The organism is Pseudomonas tolaasii NCPPB 2192 (assembly GCF_002813445.1).
Taxonomy (GTDB): Bacteria; Pseudomonadota; Gammaproteobacteria; order Pseudomonadales; family Pseudomonadaceae; genus Aquipseudomonas; species Aquipseudomonas tolaasii.
This window is the reverse complement of sequence record NZ_PHHD01000001.1, coordinates 748171-763426: the sequence shown is the minus strand read 5'-3', so window position 1 is coordinate 763426 and position 15256 is coordinate 748171. Positions and strand designations below refer to the sequence as shown.

The following is a 15256-nucleotide window of genomic DNA, read 5'->3' as shown; positions in this document are numbered from 1 at the left end:
AAGAAGGAAAGCCGCGATGACCTGGTCAGCCAAGCAGTACACGATGTTTGAACAGCAACGTACCCGCCCTGTTCGTGACCTGGTCGCGGCCATTGCCACTACCGGGGTGCGCACCGCTGTCGATTTGGGCTGCGGCCCCGGCAACTCCACCGAAGTATTGGCCGAGCGTTTCCCGCAAGCACATGTGACGGGCATGGACAGCTCCGACGACATGCTGGCCGATGCGCGCAAACGGCTGCCGTCGCTGAGCTTCGAACTGGCGGATATCGGCGCCTGGAACCCTGCGCAAGCATTCGATGTGATCCTGGCCAATGCCTCCCTGCAATGGTTGCCGGACCACGCCACGCTGTATCCGCACCTGGTCGCGCAACTCACGCCGGGCGGCACCCTGGCCGTGCAAACTCCGGACAACCTGGACGAACCCGCGCACCGGCTCGCCCGTGAAGTCGCGGCTGACGGCCCGTGGTCGGCGAAGATCGGTGCGGTGAAACACAACGAGCGGCACACACCGAGTTACTACTTTGAGTTGCTGAGCAAACACTGCAGCACCGTGGATGTGTGGCGCACCACCTACCAGCACCCGCTGGCCGATCACGCGGCGGTGGTCGAGTGGTTCAAGGCGTCGGCACTGCGGCCGTTTCTTGCGCCTTTGACTGACGATGAAAAAGCCGCGTTCCTGCGCGAGTATCAGGCGCGCATCACTCAGGCTTACCCGGCCTTGAGCGACGGCACCGTGTTGCTGCCATTCCCGCGGCTGTTCATCATCGCCACCCGCTGAATCAGGGCCCACAAGCGGCGGTCATGCCGTCGCTTGGGCCTTGAGGAACTCCTGCGTCGACACCACTTGCGCATAAGCAAACCCCAGCGCGGCCATAAAGGCGCCGTGTGCCTGCGAGGCGGGAATCACTTGCCCGTTGAACTCAAGGTCACGCGTGGCGCACGCATCATGGAGGACGGTAACGCTGTAACCCAAATCCGCCGCAGCCCGCACCACGGCATCGATGCACATATGGCTCATGCTGCCGACGACCACCACCTCGGTGATCGCGCGCTGTTCCAGGCGTGCGCGCAGGTCAGTGCCGCGAAACGCGTTGACGAAGTGCTTGAGCACCACCGGTTCATCACCCTCGTTCAGCACCTTGGCATGCAGGTGCGCGCCTTTGGAGCCCGGCGCAAAGAACGGTGCGTCGTCGGCGGTGAATTCATGGCGCACGTGGATCACTGCTTTACCGGCCTTACGGAAGGCCTGAAGCACCTGGGCTGCCTTGTCCGCCGCGGCTTCCACGCCGTCGAGTGGCCACTTGCCCTCGGGGAAGTAGTCGTTCTGGATGTCGATCAGGATGAGTGCCTGCTTGGCCATGAAGGTTGCCTCAAGATGGGGTGGATGGGCTCTGTAGCTTAGCTGTCGCTCCGCGCATCGTGCAGAACGCACCGGGTTTCAGGCTGCATCGTGCAGAATAAAGCAGGCGAAATGCCATCGTTTTTTCTGCAAACGATTGATTTAAAACCCGTCTTTCCTGTGAGTGCCTTGGCCTGATCCCTGCAACCTTCCTTGCACACACATGGCTGGATTGCCAAGGGGGACGCATGACCCCGACTCAACGCAAGAAACAGGTGGTGGCCCATTCGACAAGAGAGGGCGCGCCGCAGCACGAGATCGACACCAACCGCGCTCTGGCGCGCTGGCTGGCGCAGATACTCGGGCTCAAGTTTGGCGGCAGTTACGACCCGGCATTGCATGCCGAGCGAGACCTGTATCTGTTGCCCACTCAAACGCTGGTGGGACTGCACCAGGCCCGCGCGCTCAACATCAAGGGGCCCGAAGATTTGTGGGGCGGTTTTGTCGAGCATGATTTCATCTGCACCAAGGCCATCAGCCATGGCGTGCTCAGCCCCGAGGCCAAAACGCCTGAAGGCTGGTCGCCGCTGTTCAGCGAGCGCGTGCGCCACGTGGTGCTCGACGGCCTCAGCGTGTTTGCGCTGGAAGACGCGCTTCCCGCCGCCACGCGCCTTTTGTACAGCGGGCCGATTCGGCTGAAACCCGTGCACGCCTGCGCCGGGCGTGGCCAGCACGTTATCCACAGCCTCGACGAATTTGAAGCGCTGCTGGCGCGCCCGGACGCCGCGCAGCTGTTCAACGACGGCGTGGTGCTGGAGCAGGACCTTCACGACGTCATCACTCACAGCGTGGGCCAGAGCTTTATCGGCGATCACGTGTTGAGCTACTGCGGCGAGCAATACCTGACGAAAGACGGGCAGGGCGAGGAGGTTTACGGCGGTTCCAACTTGCTGGTGGTGCCCGGTTATTACGAAGACCTGTTGAAACTCGACCTTGCCGATGACGTTCGCCAAGCCATCGAACAAGCCCAGGTTTTCGACAGGGCCGCCGATGAGGCCTACCCCGGTTTCTACGCTTCACGGCGCAACTACGACATCGCCCAGGGCCTGGACAGCGACGGCCAGCGCCGCAGCGGCGTGCTCGAACAGTCCTGGCGCATGGGCGGGGCCAGCAGCGCGGAGGTCGCGGCGCTGCAAAGCTTCATCAACCACCCGGGCTTGCGCGCGATTCGCGTGTCTTCGGTGGAAACCTACGTGGAGCAACCGCTGCCGGCGGATGCCATTGAGGTGTACCGCGGCCCGGCGGAAAACAGCGACTTTCTTCTCAAGTATGTGACGGTTAAATCTTATGACTGCTAGAAGCGAAAGCATTGCGATCGACATCGACGACGAACAGATGAGCGCCACCTTCCTGAGCCCCAAATCCAAAGTGCCCGGCGTGTTGTTTGTACATGGCTGGGGCGGTAGCCAGGAGCGCGACTTGGAGCGCGCCAAAGGCATCGCCGGGTTGGGTTGCGTGTGCCTGACCTTCGACTTGCGCGGCCACGCCGGTACCGGAATTCCGCTGAGCCGCGTGACCCGTGAAGACAACCTGCGCGACCTGCTGGCCGCTTACGACCGGTTGCTCTCGCACCCGGCCATCGACACTTCAGCCGTGGCCGTGGTGGGCACCAGTTACGGCGGCTATCTGGCGGCGATTCTCACCTCATTGCGCCCGGTGCGCTGGCTGGCGCTGCGCGTGCCGGCGCTGTACCGCGATCAGGAATGGCTCAAGCCCAAGCGCGATCTGGACAAGGCCGACTTGATGGATTATCGCAGCACCCTGGTGCACGCCGAAACCAACCGCGCGTTGCACGCCTGTGCGCAATTCACCGGCGATGTGTTGATCGTGGAGTCGGAAACTGACGACCACGTGCCCCATGCCACCATCATGAGTTACCGCGCGGCGTGCCAACAGACCCATTCGTTGACGCACCGCATTATCGACGGCGCCGATCATTCGCTGAGCGACCCGGTGTCGCAGCAGGCCTACACGTCGATATTGGTGGACTGGATTACCGAGATGGTGGTGGGTGAGCGGTTGAGCATCATCCAGTCTCAATAAAGCGCTGAGCTTTACATCGCTATCGCGGGCAAGCCCGCTCCCACAGGTTGAATGCATTCCAAAATGTGGGAGCGGGCTTGCCCGCGATGGCGCCAGACCTTCCAACACCTGATCAAGCCGGTGTCTTCTTGACCCGCAACGCCTTGGCCTTCGCTTCAACCCCCAGGTACATCACCAGCGTAATCAGCAACGGCGAAATAAAATAAATCGCCCGATACGCAATCAACCCCGCCAGCAAACTGCCCCGCGATGCTTCATGTTGCAGCAGCGCGATAAACACCGCCTCCAACACCCCGAGGCCCGCGGGAATATGGGTGACCACCCCCGCAATCGCGCTGATCAGCAACACGCCCAGCACCAGCGGATAGTCGAGCTTGGCCGGCAAAAGAGTGAAAATCACCGCTGCCATCAGCGACCAGTTCAGCGCGCCCAGCGCCAGTTGCAAACAGGCCATGCGCAGCGACGGCAGGTTGATCTCAATGCCCTTGATCGACCATGCGCGCTTCTTTGAAAACCGGCAGGCGGCCAGGTACCCCAGGCTCGCCAGCACCAGTAGTGCGCCGATCCCTTGCAACGCCGTGCTGCTGACTTTCCACCCCGGCGGCATGGTCACCAAGCCGCTGCTGAATACCACCCCCGCCAGCGCCATGTAGCCAAACCAGTTGGTGGCCAGGCTCAGGCCCAGAATCTTGGCGATATTGCCGGTGCTGACCCCGAGTCGCGAATACAGTCGATAGCGCATGGCAATCCCGCCCACCCACGCGCTCAAATTGAGGTTGAACGCATAGCTGATCACGCCGACTGGCAGGATTTGCCTCCAGCCCAGAGGCTGGCGAATGTAGGTGCGGCCGATCAAATCGAAGCTGGCGTAGACGAGAAAACTGCACAGCGTCAGCCCTGCGGCGATCAGTAAGGTGCGCAGCTTGAAATCACCCAGCGTCTGGAACACTTCGCTCCAGTCAATGCGTCGGGCGAGCAGGGTGAAGAGCACGATCAGCAGCAGGAAGAAGGCAATCGTCAGAGGCTTCTTCAAGCGTTTGAAGCGCGAGCCGCCGGTTTCAGTGCTCATTGGCCGGGTGCTCAAAGGGTTTGAGACGAGGCTTGTGCGCGGGCAGCCAGCCGGTCAACGCCGGGAAGTGGCGCATCACGTGAAATACAAGGAAACCCACAGTCAGGCGCCACAGCCACAAGCGCGGTTTGCGATTTTCCGGCATGGTCTGGCAGTGATTTTTGGCGAGTAGTTGCAGGCGTTCGTAAAGCGTGTGATTGAACGCGCGGTCGCGAATCAACACATTGGCTTCCAGGTTCAGCGACAGGCTCAACGGGTCCAGGTTACTCGACCCCACGGTGCTCCATTCGTCATCCACCAGCGCCACTTTGCCGTGCAATGGGCGCTGGCAGTATTCGTGAATCACCACGCCGTCCTTGAGCAAGTAGTCGTAAAGCATGCGCGCCGCCAGCTTGGCCAACAGCACGTCGGGCTGGCCTTGCATGATTAATTGCACCTGCACACCACGGCGTGCCGCGTTGCGGATCTCGCGCAACAGGCGGTAGCCGGGGAAAAAATAGGCGTTGGCGATCACCACGCGCTTTTGCGCTTTGCTCAAGGCGTAGATATAGGCCTCTTCGATGTCGTCACGGTGTTGCAGGTTGTCGCGGTAGATCAGGCGCACCAGGCCATCTCCGGTATCGGTCGACCATGGCGATGGCCGCTGCTGACGCCGTCGCCACCCGCGTCGCGTGCGCACCTGGCGGCCGCTTTGGGCCAGCGCGAAGTGGTGCAAATCCGCCACCGCCGGGCCGACAACTTGCACGGCGTAATCCTGCTTGGCTTCAGGGCCGAAATCGCCCAGGTGGTCCGCAGAAAAATTGATCCCGCCAATAAACGCCACTTCGGCGTCCACCACCACAATCTTGCGGTGCAGGCGGCGAAACCAGTTGGTGCGAAAGCCCAGGGTTTTCGAGGCCGGGTCGAACATCTGCACCGTCACCCCGGCTTGCGCCAGTTCGCCGAGAAACGTCGGGCTCAGCTCGCCGCAGCCAAAACCGTCGAGGCTGGCGACTACCTTGACACCGCGCTGCGCGGCCTCGATCAAGATGCGTTGCAGCTCATGGCCGACCTTGTCTTCAAACAGAATGAAGGTCTCCAGCAGGATCTCGCGCCGGGCCTCGCGCATCGCCGCAAACACTTTGGGAAAGTAAGCTTCGCCATTTTCCAGCAGTTCAACGCTGTTACCCGGTTGCCAGCCGTAATCCAGGTCACGGGCCTTGGCTTCGTCCGGTGGCTGGTCTGTGGCGATGTGCTCCACCGCAACGTTCATAGTTCGATCTCCACCGAGAGCGGCACATGGTCGGACAAATGGGACCAGGGCCGGGTGGTCAGCGCCCTGGGGTTGTGGATTTTCACGTTGCGCACATAAATGCGGTCCAGCGCCAGCAACGGCAGGCGCGCGGGAAAGGTGCGCGGCAGCTTGCCATGGGCTTCGATGAAGACTTCGCGCAGGCCGCTTTTGCTCAGGTCGGCGCGCTGGCGCCAGTCATTGAAGTCGCCGGCCACTACCAGGGGCGCGTCGGCGGGAATCTCGCCGATGCGCTGCTCCAACAAGCGCAATTGTTGTTGGCGGTGCACCTCGCGCAGGCCCAGGTGAATGCAGATGGCGTGCACTTCCTGGCCGGAGCCGGGCAGGCGCAGTACGCAGTGCAGCAGGCCGCGGTTCTCGTGGCCACTCTGGGAAATATCGAGGTTGTCGTAGCGCACAATCTGGAATTTCGACAGCAGCGCGTTGCCGTGGTCGCCATGGGGGTAGACCGCGTTGCGCCCATAGGCGTACTGCGGCCAGATGCTGTCGGCGAGGAATTCGTACTGCGGCATGTCCGGCCATTCGCTGTAGCGCTGGGGGTGGCGCTCGTGGGTGCCGTGGATTTCCTGCAGAAACACCATGTCGGCGCCCACACTGCGCACTGCTTCGCGCAGCTCGGGCAGGATGAAACGCCGGTTCAGGGCGGTGAAGCCCTTGTGGATGTTGACCGTCAGCACCGTGAAGCGAGTGATGGCGACGCTGGGGGTGATGGGCACCCAGTCGGGAATCGCAGCCATGGTTGCTCCTGAAAAAGAGTGGGGGCCAGGCCCCCGTTTATGGCTGACTGCGATTTTTGGCTGAAAGTTTCCCCCTTCCTACCAGCGGCGCATCAGCCTCTGTGGGAGCGGGCTTGCCCGCGATGGCTGAATGTCAGTCAGCCAATGATTGGCTGAACCTGCGCTATCGCGGGCAAGCCCGCTCCCACAGAACATTCCCACACAGTCAGGGGGAACGATCGGGGTGAAAACCCGTCAGTTCCTTACAGACCCTGCTGAAGGAGCCCGGCGTTTTGCTCAATCTCAAGACTGTCTTACTGCTAGGCGCGCTGCTGTTGTTCGGCAACGGCGCACTGCACGCCGCGACTGCGCCGGCCGCCACGGCCGAGCCTGCGGCCAAACCCGAGTTGCTGGTGGAGGGCGGCCTGCTCGGCGCCATCAGCTCCAGCATTGATGATGTACAGGACAAACTCGACCTCAATCAAAACCTGATCGACGCCTGGCGCCTGCGTGCAGATCGTGCGGCGGATGAGGTCGGGCGGCTCGTAGACCAGACCGCCGAGCGCTCGCCGTGGAGCGTGGCCGGCGACTTCCTGTTGCTCTCGGGGGTATGGATCGGCGCCTTTGCCGTAATGACCTTGCTCGGGCGCTTTTTTGTACAGCGCCTGAGCCGGCGGCGGTTTGTCGAGCAGCGCGGGCGCCTGCAAGGGGTACTCGGTTATGTAGTGCCTTACACGATTCCTGCACTGATCTGTCTGCCGCTGACGCTGTATGTCAGCCATTTCCTGCCCACATCGGTGGGGCGTGCGCTGGCGCTGTGTTTTGCCTACGCCACCAGCAGCGGTATTTTTTCCACCTCAATGCTGTTGTGCGTGATTGTCATGTTCAACGTCGGCCACAAGCGCCCGGCCGTGCAGATTATTCGCAGCTATTGCCCCAAGCCGCTGTTCCTCATCGGTTTCCTTGCCGCCCTCAGTGACGCCCTGACCAGCCCGCAAATCGCCCGCCAATTGGGCGGCAATATCACCAGCAGCATCGCGGTGTTCACGGGCTTGTTCGCGGCGGTGATCTTCGGTGTGCTGGTTGTGCGTTTGCGCCGTCCGGTGGCGCATTTGATCCGCAATCGCCCGCTGGCCCAGCGCCTCAAACATCCGGCGTTGCAGCAATCGCTGCGGGTGTTTTCCGGGTTGTGGTACTGGCCGATTCTGTTGATGGTGCTGGTCTCGGCGATCAACCTGATCGGTGCTGGCGACGATAACCAGAAGGCTCTGCGTTGCGCGCTGTTCACCACCATTTTGTTGATCGGCACGGTGTTTCTCAGCACGGTGTTGCAACACCTGTTCAAGTCCCGCAGCCAGGTGGCGATCCAGCGCAGCAGTGCCTACAAAGAGCGTTTCCTGAGTTTGCTGCACGCGATTTTGCGCATTGCCATGGCCATCGCGTTTATCGAGATTCTCGGGCGCATCTGGGGCGTCTCGCTGTTCGAATTCGCCCAGCGCAACTCGGTGGGCCGCGCGATCAGTGATTCCCTGAGCAGCATCGGCCTGATCCTGCTGATGACATGGTTGTTCTGGGTGGTGCTCGACACGGCGATTCAGGAGGCGTTGAAACCGCCGGTCAACAAACGCTCCAGCCGCCAGCCCAGCACGCGGGTGAAGACCATCCTGCCGTTGCTGCGTAACGCGGTGAAAATCATCCTGGTGGTCATTTGCGCGATCACCACCATGGCCAACCTCGGCATCAACGTGGCGCCGTTGCTGGCGGGTGCCGGTGTGGTCGGCCTGGCCATTGGTTTCGGCTCGCAGCAACTGGTGCAGGACGTGATCACCGGCCTGTTCATCATCATCGAAGACACCCTGTCCATCGGCGACTGGGTGGTGCTCGACTCCGGCCACGCCGGCACGGTGGAAGGCCTGACCATCCGCACCCTGCGCCTGCGTGATGGCAAGGGGTTCGTGCACTCGGTGCCGTTCGGGCAGATCAAGGCGGTCACCAACCAGTCGCGTCAATTTGCCTATGCGTTCTTCTCGGTGCAGTTCACCTACGACACCGACGTGGACAAGGCTGTGGAGCTGATTCGCGACGCGGGGCAGTCGATCCGTGACGATGTGTTCCTCAAGTACAACCTGCAAGGGCCGCTGGAGGTGTTCGGTGTCGACAAGATGGACCTCAACGGCGTGGTGCTCACGGCGCAGTTCCGCACGGTCTCTGGCGGGCAATACGCCGTCAGCCGCGCGTTTAACCAGCGTTTGAAAAAGCTTGTGGATAACTGTGACGAGGTGCATTTTGCGCAGACTTATCCACAGCAGGTTTTGCTGCCCAAGCGTACGCCACAGGTGGATGAGGCGGATGAAGCTGTGCCAGCGTCGGTGGTGCTGACCGAGCAGCCGCGCACTCAGTAATTGGGAATGGCCGGGCGGGCCCCATCGCGGGCAGGCCCGGCTCCCACATTTGAGGGTGTAAACCGGTTCAACTGTGGGAGCTGGCTTGCCTGCGATGAGGCCCTAAATATCACCATCGCTACCCCGCCGGATACAACAAGTTGCAACCCCACACTTTATCCGTGACGGTTGCGCGACAAACCCGCAAAATGCAACGATTCTTACAAATACCTAGATAACCATCGTTCCAACAGACCGGGCCTGCTTAATCTATGCGAATGCGCCTTATGTTACTGGGCGGCGGGAATGCCCTCGGGCAGGCGCTGATTCGCCTCGGTGCAGAGGAAGACATCGGCTTCCTCGCACCCAAACCGCCCCAATACGGCTGGGATGCCGCAAGCCTCACCCAATTGCTCGACGACACCCGTCCCGATGCGTTGATCAACCTCGCCTACTATTTCGACTGGTTCCAGGCCGAAGCTGTCAGCGAAACCCGTCTGGCCGCCCAGGAGTTCGCCATCGAGCGTCTGGCCGAGCTGTGCCAGCACCACAACATCACCTTGGTCCAGCCGTCCAGCTACCGCGTATTCGATGGCTCGCGTGCCACTGCCTACAGCGAAAAAGACGAGCCGGTGCCGTTGGGCCTGCGTGGCCAGGCGTTGTGGCGCATCGAGCAAAGCGTGCGCGCCACGTGCCCGCAACATGTGTTGCTGCGCTTTGGCTGGCTGCTGGATGACAGTATTGAGGGTTCTCTGGGGCGCTTCCTGGCCCGGGCCGAAAAGCCGGATGAGTTGCTGATGGCGGACGACCGTCGTGGCAACCCCACGCCGATAGACGACGCCGCGCGGGTGATCATTTCGGTGCTCAAGCAACTCGATTGCGCCGCGCCGCTGTGGGGCACTTATCACTACGCCGGGCATGAGGCGACCACTCCGCTGGCACTGGGTCAGGCGATTCTTACCGAAGCGCGCAATTACCACCCGCTGGCCATCGAATCCCCTACCGCCCAGGCCCACGCTGCCCGGCCGGATGCGGCGGACGAGCCGCAGCACGCGGTGCTGGCCTGCAAGAAAATCCTCCATACCTTCGGCATCAAGCCACGGGCGTGGCGGGCCGGGTTGCCGGCATTGCTGGACCGCTACTACCGGCATACCTGATGGGAACCCGGCGAGAGGGAGACTGAATCCTCTCGCCAGGGCCTTTTGCATTTACCGGGCGGCAACGATCTTCAGGTTGCAGTACGACATCAACCCTTCGACCCCAAACTCAACCCCGAAACCCGACTCCCTGTGCCCGCCAAACGGCACATCGGCGGACAGGCTCGCATGCTGGTTGATCCACACTGTGCCCGCGTTCAAGCGGCCGGCCACCTGGGCCAGTTGCTCGCTGTCGTTGCCCCACACCGAGGCGCCCAAACCATAGCGGGTGTTGTTGGCGCGGGCGATGACGTCGTCCAGGTCGCTGTATTTCATGATGGCGCGAATCGGGCCGAACACTTCGTCCCGCACAAACGGCGCGTCGTCCGACGGGTTGTCCAGCAAGGTCACCGGGAAGAAATAACCGGCATCGGGGGCTTCACCCTGGTAAAGCACTCGGGTGCCGCTTGCCTGGATTTGCGCCCAGGTCGCACGAATTTTTTCGAACTGCATTTTGTTTTGGATCGGCCCAAGTGCCGAGTCGGGCGCAAAGCCGTCCCCGGTCTTGATATGAGCGGCGTAAGCCACCAAGGCCTGGGTCACTTCGGCATAAATGGATTCGTGCACATAAAGGCGTTTCAGGCAGATACACGCGTGCCCGTTGAGCATGAACATGCTCCAGAACAATGACTCGGCAATTTTTTGCGGGTCGGCGTCCGGCAGCACGATGGCGGGGTCGTTGCCCCCCAACTCCAGGGTCAGGCGCTTGAGCGTGCCCGCGACCGAGTTCATCACACGCTTGCCGGTGTAGCTCGACCCGGTAAAGCTGACTTTGTCGAACCCCGGGTGCGAGGTCATCAACGGCCCCAGGGCATCGCCACCGGTAATCACGTTGAGCACGCCGGGCGGCAGCAAATCGAGGGCATATTCGGCCAGGCGCAGGACGGTCAGCGGCGCATACGGCGAGGGCTTGAGCACCACGGTATTGCCGGTGACCAGCGCGGCGAGGATTTTCATCATCGCCAGCAGCGCGGGCACGTTCCACGGGCAAATCGCGCACACCACACCCAGCGGCGTGTAGTGGCGGCTCACGCGGCCCATGAACGGCGAGTCAGCCGATTCGGCAGGCAGTTCGAGGTTCACCAGCGTCGGGCCGAATGCATCCGTCAGCGCAGTCAGCTCCCACGTCGAGGTGGCCAGCGGGCGGCCGTGTTCGGCGGTGAGCAGCGCAGTCAGTTCCGGCTCGTGGGCTTTTATGCGCGCGATGAACTCGATCAGCAGCGCGCGACGCTCGGCAAGGGGCGTCGCCGCCCAGGCTGGGAAGGCGTGGCGGGCGGCAGCCACGGCATCGTTCAACGCCGCTTCGTCAGCGTCCGGAACGGCTGCAATCACTTCACCTGTCGCGGGGTTCACCACGTCCAGTGAGTGGCTGAGTGAGGTTCGCTGCCCATTGATGAAGTTGAAGAAGCCACCGTCCAGATTGGCCTGTTTCAACAACGCATCACGATCGTGCTGTGGACCTGAAAAATCGGTAGACGGCGTATTCATGCTGAGAGCCTCGTTCCTTTTTTGTTTGAAATCGACTGGTGGTTAACAGGTATTCGAGATCGGCCAGGGAGCGCTGACATAACCCGCTTAGAAGGAACACCCGCATCCGAAGATTCATTCCATAAACAAAAAATTAATAAGGCGTTGCAGCGATAGCCAATTGCCCACGGGCGCATAAAAAAGGCCCTGTAAAAACAGGGCCTTGAGTTGAACGCTGATGAAATAAAACCTAGAACTTGTAACCGATACCCACCATGTAAACCATCGGGTCAACGTCCACATTCACTTTGGCGCGCGTGCCCTGGCCCAGCGCATTGTTGTCCACGGTGGCTTTGGTGCTGATGTCGATATAGCGCGCCTGGGCGTTGATCATCCACTTGTCGTTGATCATGTAGTCGGCGCCGATCTGCGCGGCCCAGCCCCAGGAGTTTTCCGCCTTGAAGTTACTGAAACCGGCTTGCTCGGCACGGCTGCCGACGTGTTCGTCGTAGATCCAGGTGTAGTTGATGCCGGCGCCGACGTAAGGCTGGAAGGCGGACTTGTTGTCCAGCGGGTAATACACGACGCTCAAGGTCGGCGGCAGGTGTTTCAGGGTGCCGAGCTTGCCGTTGGCGGCGCCGAGGGCGGTGTTCTTGATCTTCACATCATGCTCGAACGGCGTGGCCGCGAGCAGTTCGATGCCGACGTGATCGGTGATCATGTAGGCGAAGTTCAGACCCAATTGCGTGTCGCTGCTCATGGTCGCCTTGCCGCCCAGGTTGGCGCCGGCCAACGGGCCCTGGTCAACCTTGACGCTGCTGCTGTCGGCCTTCGGATTCACGGTGATTGCACCGGCGCGAATCAGAATGTCGCCGGCTTCGTGAGCCTGTACGGCGGGGGCGGCGAGGGCGAGCGCGAAGAGGGACGCGCCGAGCAGAGACTTGTTCATGGGAGCTCCAAAAGGACGTTAAAAGTTGTACGTCCAATGGTAAAGATCGTTCCATTCGATCCTTTGACTCAGCTCAATGAAAGGGTGTTCTGCCTGTTGCAACACAGATCAAAAACTGTGGGAGCGGGCTTGCCCGCGAAGGCGTTGTGCCATCCAACTTATTTTTTGCTGACAGACCGCTTTCGCGGGCAAGCCCGCTCCCACATGGGATTTCAGTGTTCTTGAGTAGGGCTTATTCCTGCAACTCGTACACGTAAATCTTCTCGGCATCCATCTGGTAGCCCGCGTCGGCCAGCTCGCTGGTCGACGGTTTGACCTGCATCGCGCCTTCGATCCAGTAGGGTTGGTACAGCTCATCGAGCTTCACGCCGACTTCGCTTTTCACATGCACGATCTGGTTCGACGGCGGCGGCGGTACGTGGATGCACGCGCCGAAATACGGCACCAGCAAGAACTCGGTGGTGCGGCCTTCTTCGCTGACTTCCAGCGGCACGATATAGCCCGGCAAACGGATGTGTTTACCGTCGAGGCTTTGCACCACCGGGGCGTTCGGCAGTTCCTGCTTGGCCGCTGGCGCCGCTTCGACCGACAGCGCATCGGCCATGTTTGACAGGTCGTGCAGCGGTTTCATGTTGGGAATTTCCGGCGGCGCGTCCGGTGGAATCATCTCCTGCCACGACAGGTCCTGGGGCTGCTCATCCGCCCACGCGGGCACAGCCACCAACAGCAATAACGCAAACAGCGCACGACGCATCGAAGCCTTCCTCATAAACGTATGGACAGGCCGTCGGCCAGGGATTGGCGATAGGCGCGCCACGCGGGCACGGCGCCCATCAACAGCGCTGCGGCGAGGATACCGGCGAGCAGCGTCCATTCATATTCGCTGGGCCACGACATCGGCAGATCCAGGCCGTAATTGGCCTGCAAATACCCGCGCGAGGCGGCGATGCACACGTACAGCAAACCGACACCCGCCACCACGCCGGACAGCGCCAGAGCGAAGGCTTCGAAGATCAGCAGCGTCGCGATGTGCCACGGCCGTGCGCCCACCGAGCGCAGAATCGCCATCTCGCGGCGACGCTCGTTGAGGCTGGTGAGGATCGCCGTGAGCATGCCGATCAAACCGGTCAGCACCACAAACAGCGAGATCACGAACAGCGCTTTTTCGGCGGTGCCCATCATGCTCCACAGCTCTTGCAACGCTACGCCGGGCAGGATCGCCAGCATCGGCTCGCCGCGGAAATCGTTGATTTCACGCTGCAACGCGAAGGTGGAAATCTTGTTGTTCAGGCCGAGCATGAACGCGGTGATCGCCTGCGGCGTCAGGTCCATGTTGCGTGCCTGATCGGCGCTGATACGGCCTTTGCCCTGGGCGGGCACGCCGTTGTGCCAGTCGATATGGATGGCTTCCATACCGCCGAGGCTGATGTGCAGCGTGCGGTCCACCGGCGTACCGGTGCGCTTGAGAATGCCGACCACGGTGAAGGGTTTGTCATCGTGCTTGACCAGGCTGACCACCGCCACGCCATGGGCCAACACCAGTTTGTCGCCGAGCTTGTAATGCAATGCGTCGGCGACTTCGGCGCCGAGCACCACTTCAAACGGGTCGGTGGCGAAGGCGCGGCCGCTGGCCAGTTCGAGGTTTTGCTTGCGGCCGTACTGGTAATGCTCGAAGTAGGATTCGTTGGTGCCCATCACGCGGTAGCCGCGGTGGGAGTCGCCGAGGGAAATCGGGATCGCCCATTTCACCTGCGGGCTGGCGGCGAAGTGTTCGAAGCTGTCCCAGCGAATGTTGTTGGTGGCGTTGCCGATGCGGAACACCGAGTACAGCAGCAGGTTCACCGAGCCCGAGCGCGCGCCGACGATCAGGTCGGTGCCGCTGATGGTGCTGGCGAAACTGTTGCGCGCTTCAACGCGCACACGCTCCACCGCGAGCAACAAGCAGACGGACAGCGCGATGGCGAAGGCGGTGAGGATCGCGGTGAAGCGACGGTTAGCCAGGCTGGCCATGGCTAGACGGAACAGATACATCTCAAACCTCTGCGGGCGTGGCGGCGCGATTGAGTTCGGCCAGCGACAGGTGGCGGTCGAACAGCGACGCGAGGCTCTGGTCGTGGCTGACGAACAACAGGCTGGCGCCGGCCTCGCGGCACTCGGCGAACAGCAGGCGGATGAAGGCTTCACGGGCGTCGTAGTCGAGGGCGGACGTCGGCTCGTCGGCGATCACCAGTTCCGGCTGGCCGATCAACGCACGGGCGGCGGCCACCCGTTGTTGCTGGCCGATGGACAGTGAGTCGGCGCGGCGGTCCAGCAAGTCCTTGTCCTTCAAACCCAAATGCGCGAGCAACGTGGCGGCGGCTTGATCGACGCTGCCATGACGCTGCTTCGCCCGCTGAGCGCGCAGTTTGGAAAAATGGCAGGGCAGCTCGACGTTTTCGCGCACCGACAGAAATGGCAACAGGTTGAACTGCTGGAAGATGTAGCCGGTGTGGTCCACACGAAAACGGTCGCGGGCGCCGGCGCCGAGTTCGGTCAGCTCCTGACCAAGCAGGCGAATGCTGCCCCGGCCGGGTTTCTGCACGCCGCCAAGCAGGCCGAGCAGGGTGGTTTTGCCACTGCCGCTCGGGCCTTTGAGGAACAGGGTTTCCCCTGCTTCCAGGCGGAAGGCCGGGATGTCCAGCAACGGTGGGTGACCGGGCCAGTTGAAGCCCAGGTCGTGCAGTTCGATTAATGCTTGGGTCATGG

The 15256-nt window shown here is 61.7% G+C and carries 14 protein-coding genes; 5 read left to right on the top strand and 9 right to left on the bottom strand.

Annotated features, from left to right (window positions below):
* Positions 1-16 precede the first annotated feature (16 nt).
* Positions 17-778 (top strand): trans-aconitate 2-methyltransferase, encoded by a 762-nt coding sequence (gene tam, locus ATI14_RS03505; RefSeq protein WP_080520681.1) that lies wholly within the window; start codon positions 17-19, stop codon positions 776-778.
* 21 nt (positions 779-799) lie between these two features.
* Here tam and ATI14_RS03500 read toward each other — a convergent pair whose 3' ends face one another.
* A complete protein-coding gene (locus ATI14_RS03500) occupies positions 800-1360 on the bottom strand; it encodes a cysteine hydrolase family protein (protein WP_080520680.1) in 561 nt (186 codons plus the stop codon).
* 227 nt (positions 1361-1587) lie between these two features.
* Between ATI14_RS03500 and ATI14_RS03495 the strand changes: the two genes are divergently transcribed.
* Positions 1588-2697, top strand: coding sequence for a DUF3182 family protein (locus ATI14_RS03495; protein WP_016969462.1), 1110 nt, complete (start codon positions 1588-1590; stop codon positions 2695-2697).
* Positions 2687-3442 carry an alpha/beta hydrolase family protein gene (locus ATI14_RS03490; protein WP_016969461.1) on the top strand — a complete coding sequence of 252 codons (756 nt, stop codon included), beginning with the start codon at positions 2687-2689 and terminating at the stop codon, positions 3440-3442. Before ATI14_RS03495 ends, ATI14_RS03490 begins: the two co-directional genes overlap by 11 nt.
* A 112-nt stretch (positions 3443-3554) precedes the next feature.
* Here ATI14_RS03490 and ATI14_RS03485 read toward each other — a convergent pair whose 3' ends face one another.
* From ATI14_RS03485 to ATI14_RS03475, 3 genes are read right to left on the bottom strand one after another with little or no spacing between them, the layout of a single operon-like run.
* Entirely contained in the window at positions 3555-4511 is a 957-nt protein-coding gene (locus ATI14_RS03485; RefSeq protein ID WP_017253930.1) for a lysylphosphatidylglycerol synthase domain-containing protein, read from the bottom strand.
* A complete protein-coding gene (gene clsB, locus ATI14_RS03480) occupies positions 4501-5763 on the bottom strand; it encodes a cardiolipin synthase ClsB (protein ID WP_016973972.1) in 1263 nt (420 codons plus the stop codon). Before clsB ends, ATI14_RS03485 begins: the two co-directional genes overlap by 11 nt.
* Positions 5760-6539: an endonuclease/exonuclease/phosphatase family protein gene (locus ATI14_RS03475; protein ID WP_016973971.1), complete on the bottom strand. Its 780-nt coding sequence runs from the start codon at positions 6537-6539 to the stop codon at positions 5760-5762. Before ATI14_RS03475 ends, clsB begins: the two co-directional genes overlap by 4 nt.
* A gap of 272 nt (positions 6540-6811) precedes the next feature.
* Between ATI14_RS03475 and ATI14_RS03470 the strand changes: the two genes are divergently transcribed.
* Entirely contained in the window at positions 6812-8920 is a 2109-nt protein-coding gene (locus ATI14_RS03470) for a mechanosensitive ion channel family protein (RefSeq protein ID WP_016973970.1), read from the top strand.
* A 251-nt stretch (positions 8921-9171) separates the two neighbouring features.
* The gene (locus ATI14_RS03465; protein ID WP_016973969.1) at positions 9172-10056 is read left to right on the top strand and encodes a sugar nucleotide-binding protein; all 885 of its coding nucleotides are present in this window, start codon (positions 9172-9174) and stop codon (positions 10054-10056) included.
* A gap of 51 nt (positions 10057-10107) precedes the next feature.
* Here the strand turns inward: ATI14_RS03465 and ATI14_RS03460 are convergent, their stop codons facing one another.
* The 5 genes from ATI14_RS03460 to ATI14_RS03440 form a co-directional block, all read right to left on the bottom strand.
* The gene (locus ATI14_RS03460; RefSeq protein WP_016973968.1) at positions 10108-11583 is read right to left on the bottom strand and encodes an aldehyde dehydrogenase family protein; all 1476 of its coding nucleotides are present in this window, start codon (positions 11581-11583) and stop codon (positions 10108-10110) included.
* Between the two features lie 229 nt (positions 11584-11812).
* Positions 11813-12511 carry an OmpW/AlkL family protein gene (locus tag ATI14_RS03455; protein ID WP_017253926.1) on the bottom strand — a complete coding sequence of 233 codons (699 nt, stop codon included), beginning with the start codon at positions 12509-12511 and terminating at the stop codon, positions 11813-11815.
* A 232-nt stretch (positions 12512-12743) separates the two neighbouring features.
* Positions 12744-13265, bottom strand: coding sequence for a DUF3299 domain-containing protein (locus tag ATI14_RS03450; RefSeq protein WP_016973966.1), 522 nt, complete (start codon positions 13263-13265; stop codon positions 12744-12746).
* 11 nt (positions 13266-13276) lie between these two features.
* On the bottom strand, positions 13277-14542 hold the full coding sequence (locus ATI14_RS03445; protein WP_016973965.1) for an ABC transporter permease: 1266 nt from the start codon (positions 14540-14542) through the stop codon (positions 13277-13279).
* Between the two features lies 1 nt (position 14543).
* Positions 14544-15254, bottom strand: coding sequence for an ABC transporter ATP-binding protein (locus ATI14_RS03440; protein WP_016973964.1), 711 nt, complete (start codon positions 15252-15254; stop codon positions 14544-14546).
* Between the last annotated feature and the right edge of the window lie 2 nt (positions 15255-15256).

Excerpts from the sequence above, each read along its gene's own strand:
- ATI14_RS03485 (WP_017253930.1), bottom strand. The coding sequence starts at position 4,511 with ATGAGCACTGAAACCGGCGGCTCGCGCTTCAAACGCTTGAAGAAGCCT.
- ATI14_RS03440 (WP_016973964.1), bottom strand. The coding sequence starts at position 15,254 with ATGACCCAAGCATTAATCGAACTGCACGACCTGGGCTTCAACTGGCCC.
- ATI14_RS03450 (WP_016973966.1), bottom strand. The coding sequence starts at position 13,265 with ATGCGTCGTGCGCTGTTTGCGTTATTGCTGTTGGTGGCTGTGCCCGCG.
- ATI14_RS03500 (WP_080520680.1), bottom strand. The coding sequence starts at position 1,360 with ATGGCCAAGCAGGCACTCATCCTGATCGACATCCAGAACGACTACTTC.
- ATI14_RS03445 (WP_016973965.1), bottom strand. The coding sequence starts at position 14,542 with ATGTATCTGTTCCGTCTAGCCATGGCCAGCCTGGCTAACCGTCGCTTC.
- ATI14_RS03455 (WP_017253926.1), bottom strand. The coding sequence starts at position 12,511 with ATGAACAAGTCTCTGCTCGGCGCGTCCCTCTTCGCGCTCGCCCTCGCC.
- ATI14_RS03495 (WP_016969462.1), top strand. The coding sequence starts at position 1,588 with ATGACCCCGACTCAACGCAAGAAACAGGTGGTGGCCCATTCGACAAGA.
- tam (WP_080520681.1), top strand. The coding sequence starts at position 17 with ATGACCTGGTCAGCCAAGCAGTACACGATGTTTGAACAGCAACGTACC.
- clsB (WP_016973972.1), bottom strand. The coding sequence starts at position 5,763 with ATGAACGTTGCGGTGGAGCACATCGCCACAGACCAGCCACCGGACGAA.
- ATI14_RS03490 (WP_016969461.1), top strand. The coding sequence starts at position 2,687 with ATGACTGCTAGAAGCGAAAGCATTGCGATCGACATCGACGACGAACAG.
- ATI14_RS03465 (WP_016973969.1), top strand. The coding sequence starts at position 9,172 with ATGCGAATGCGCCTTATGTTACTGGGCGGCGGGAATGCCCTCGGGCAG.
- ATI14_RS03475 (WP_016973971.1), bottom strand. The coding sequence starts at position 6,539 with ATGGCTGCGATTCCCGACTGGGTGCCCATCACCCCCAGCGTCGCCATC.
- ATI14_RS03460 (WP_016973968.1), bottom strand. The coding sequence starts at position 11,583 with ATGAATACGCCGTCTACCGATTTTTCAGGTCCACAGCACGATCGTGAT.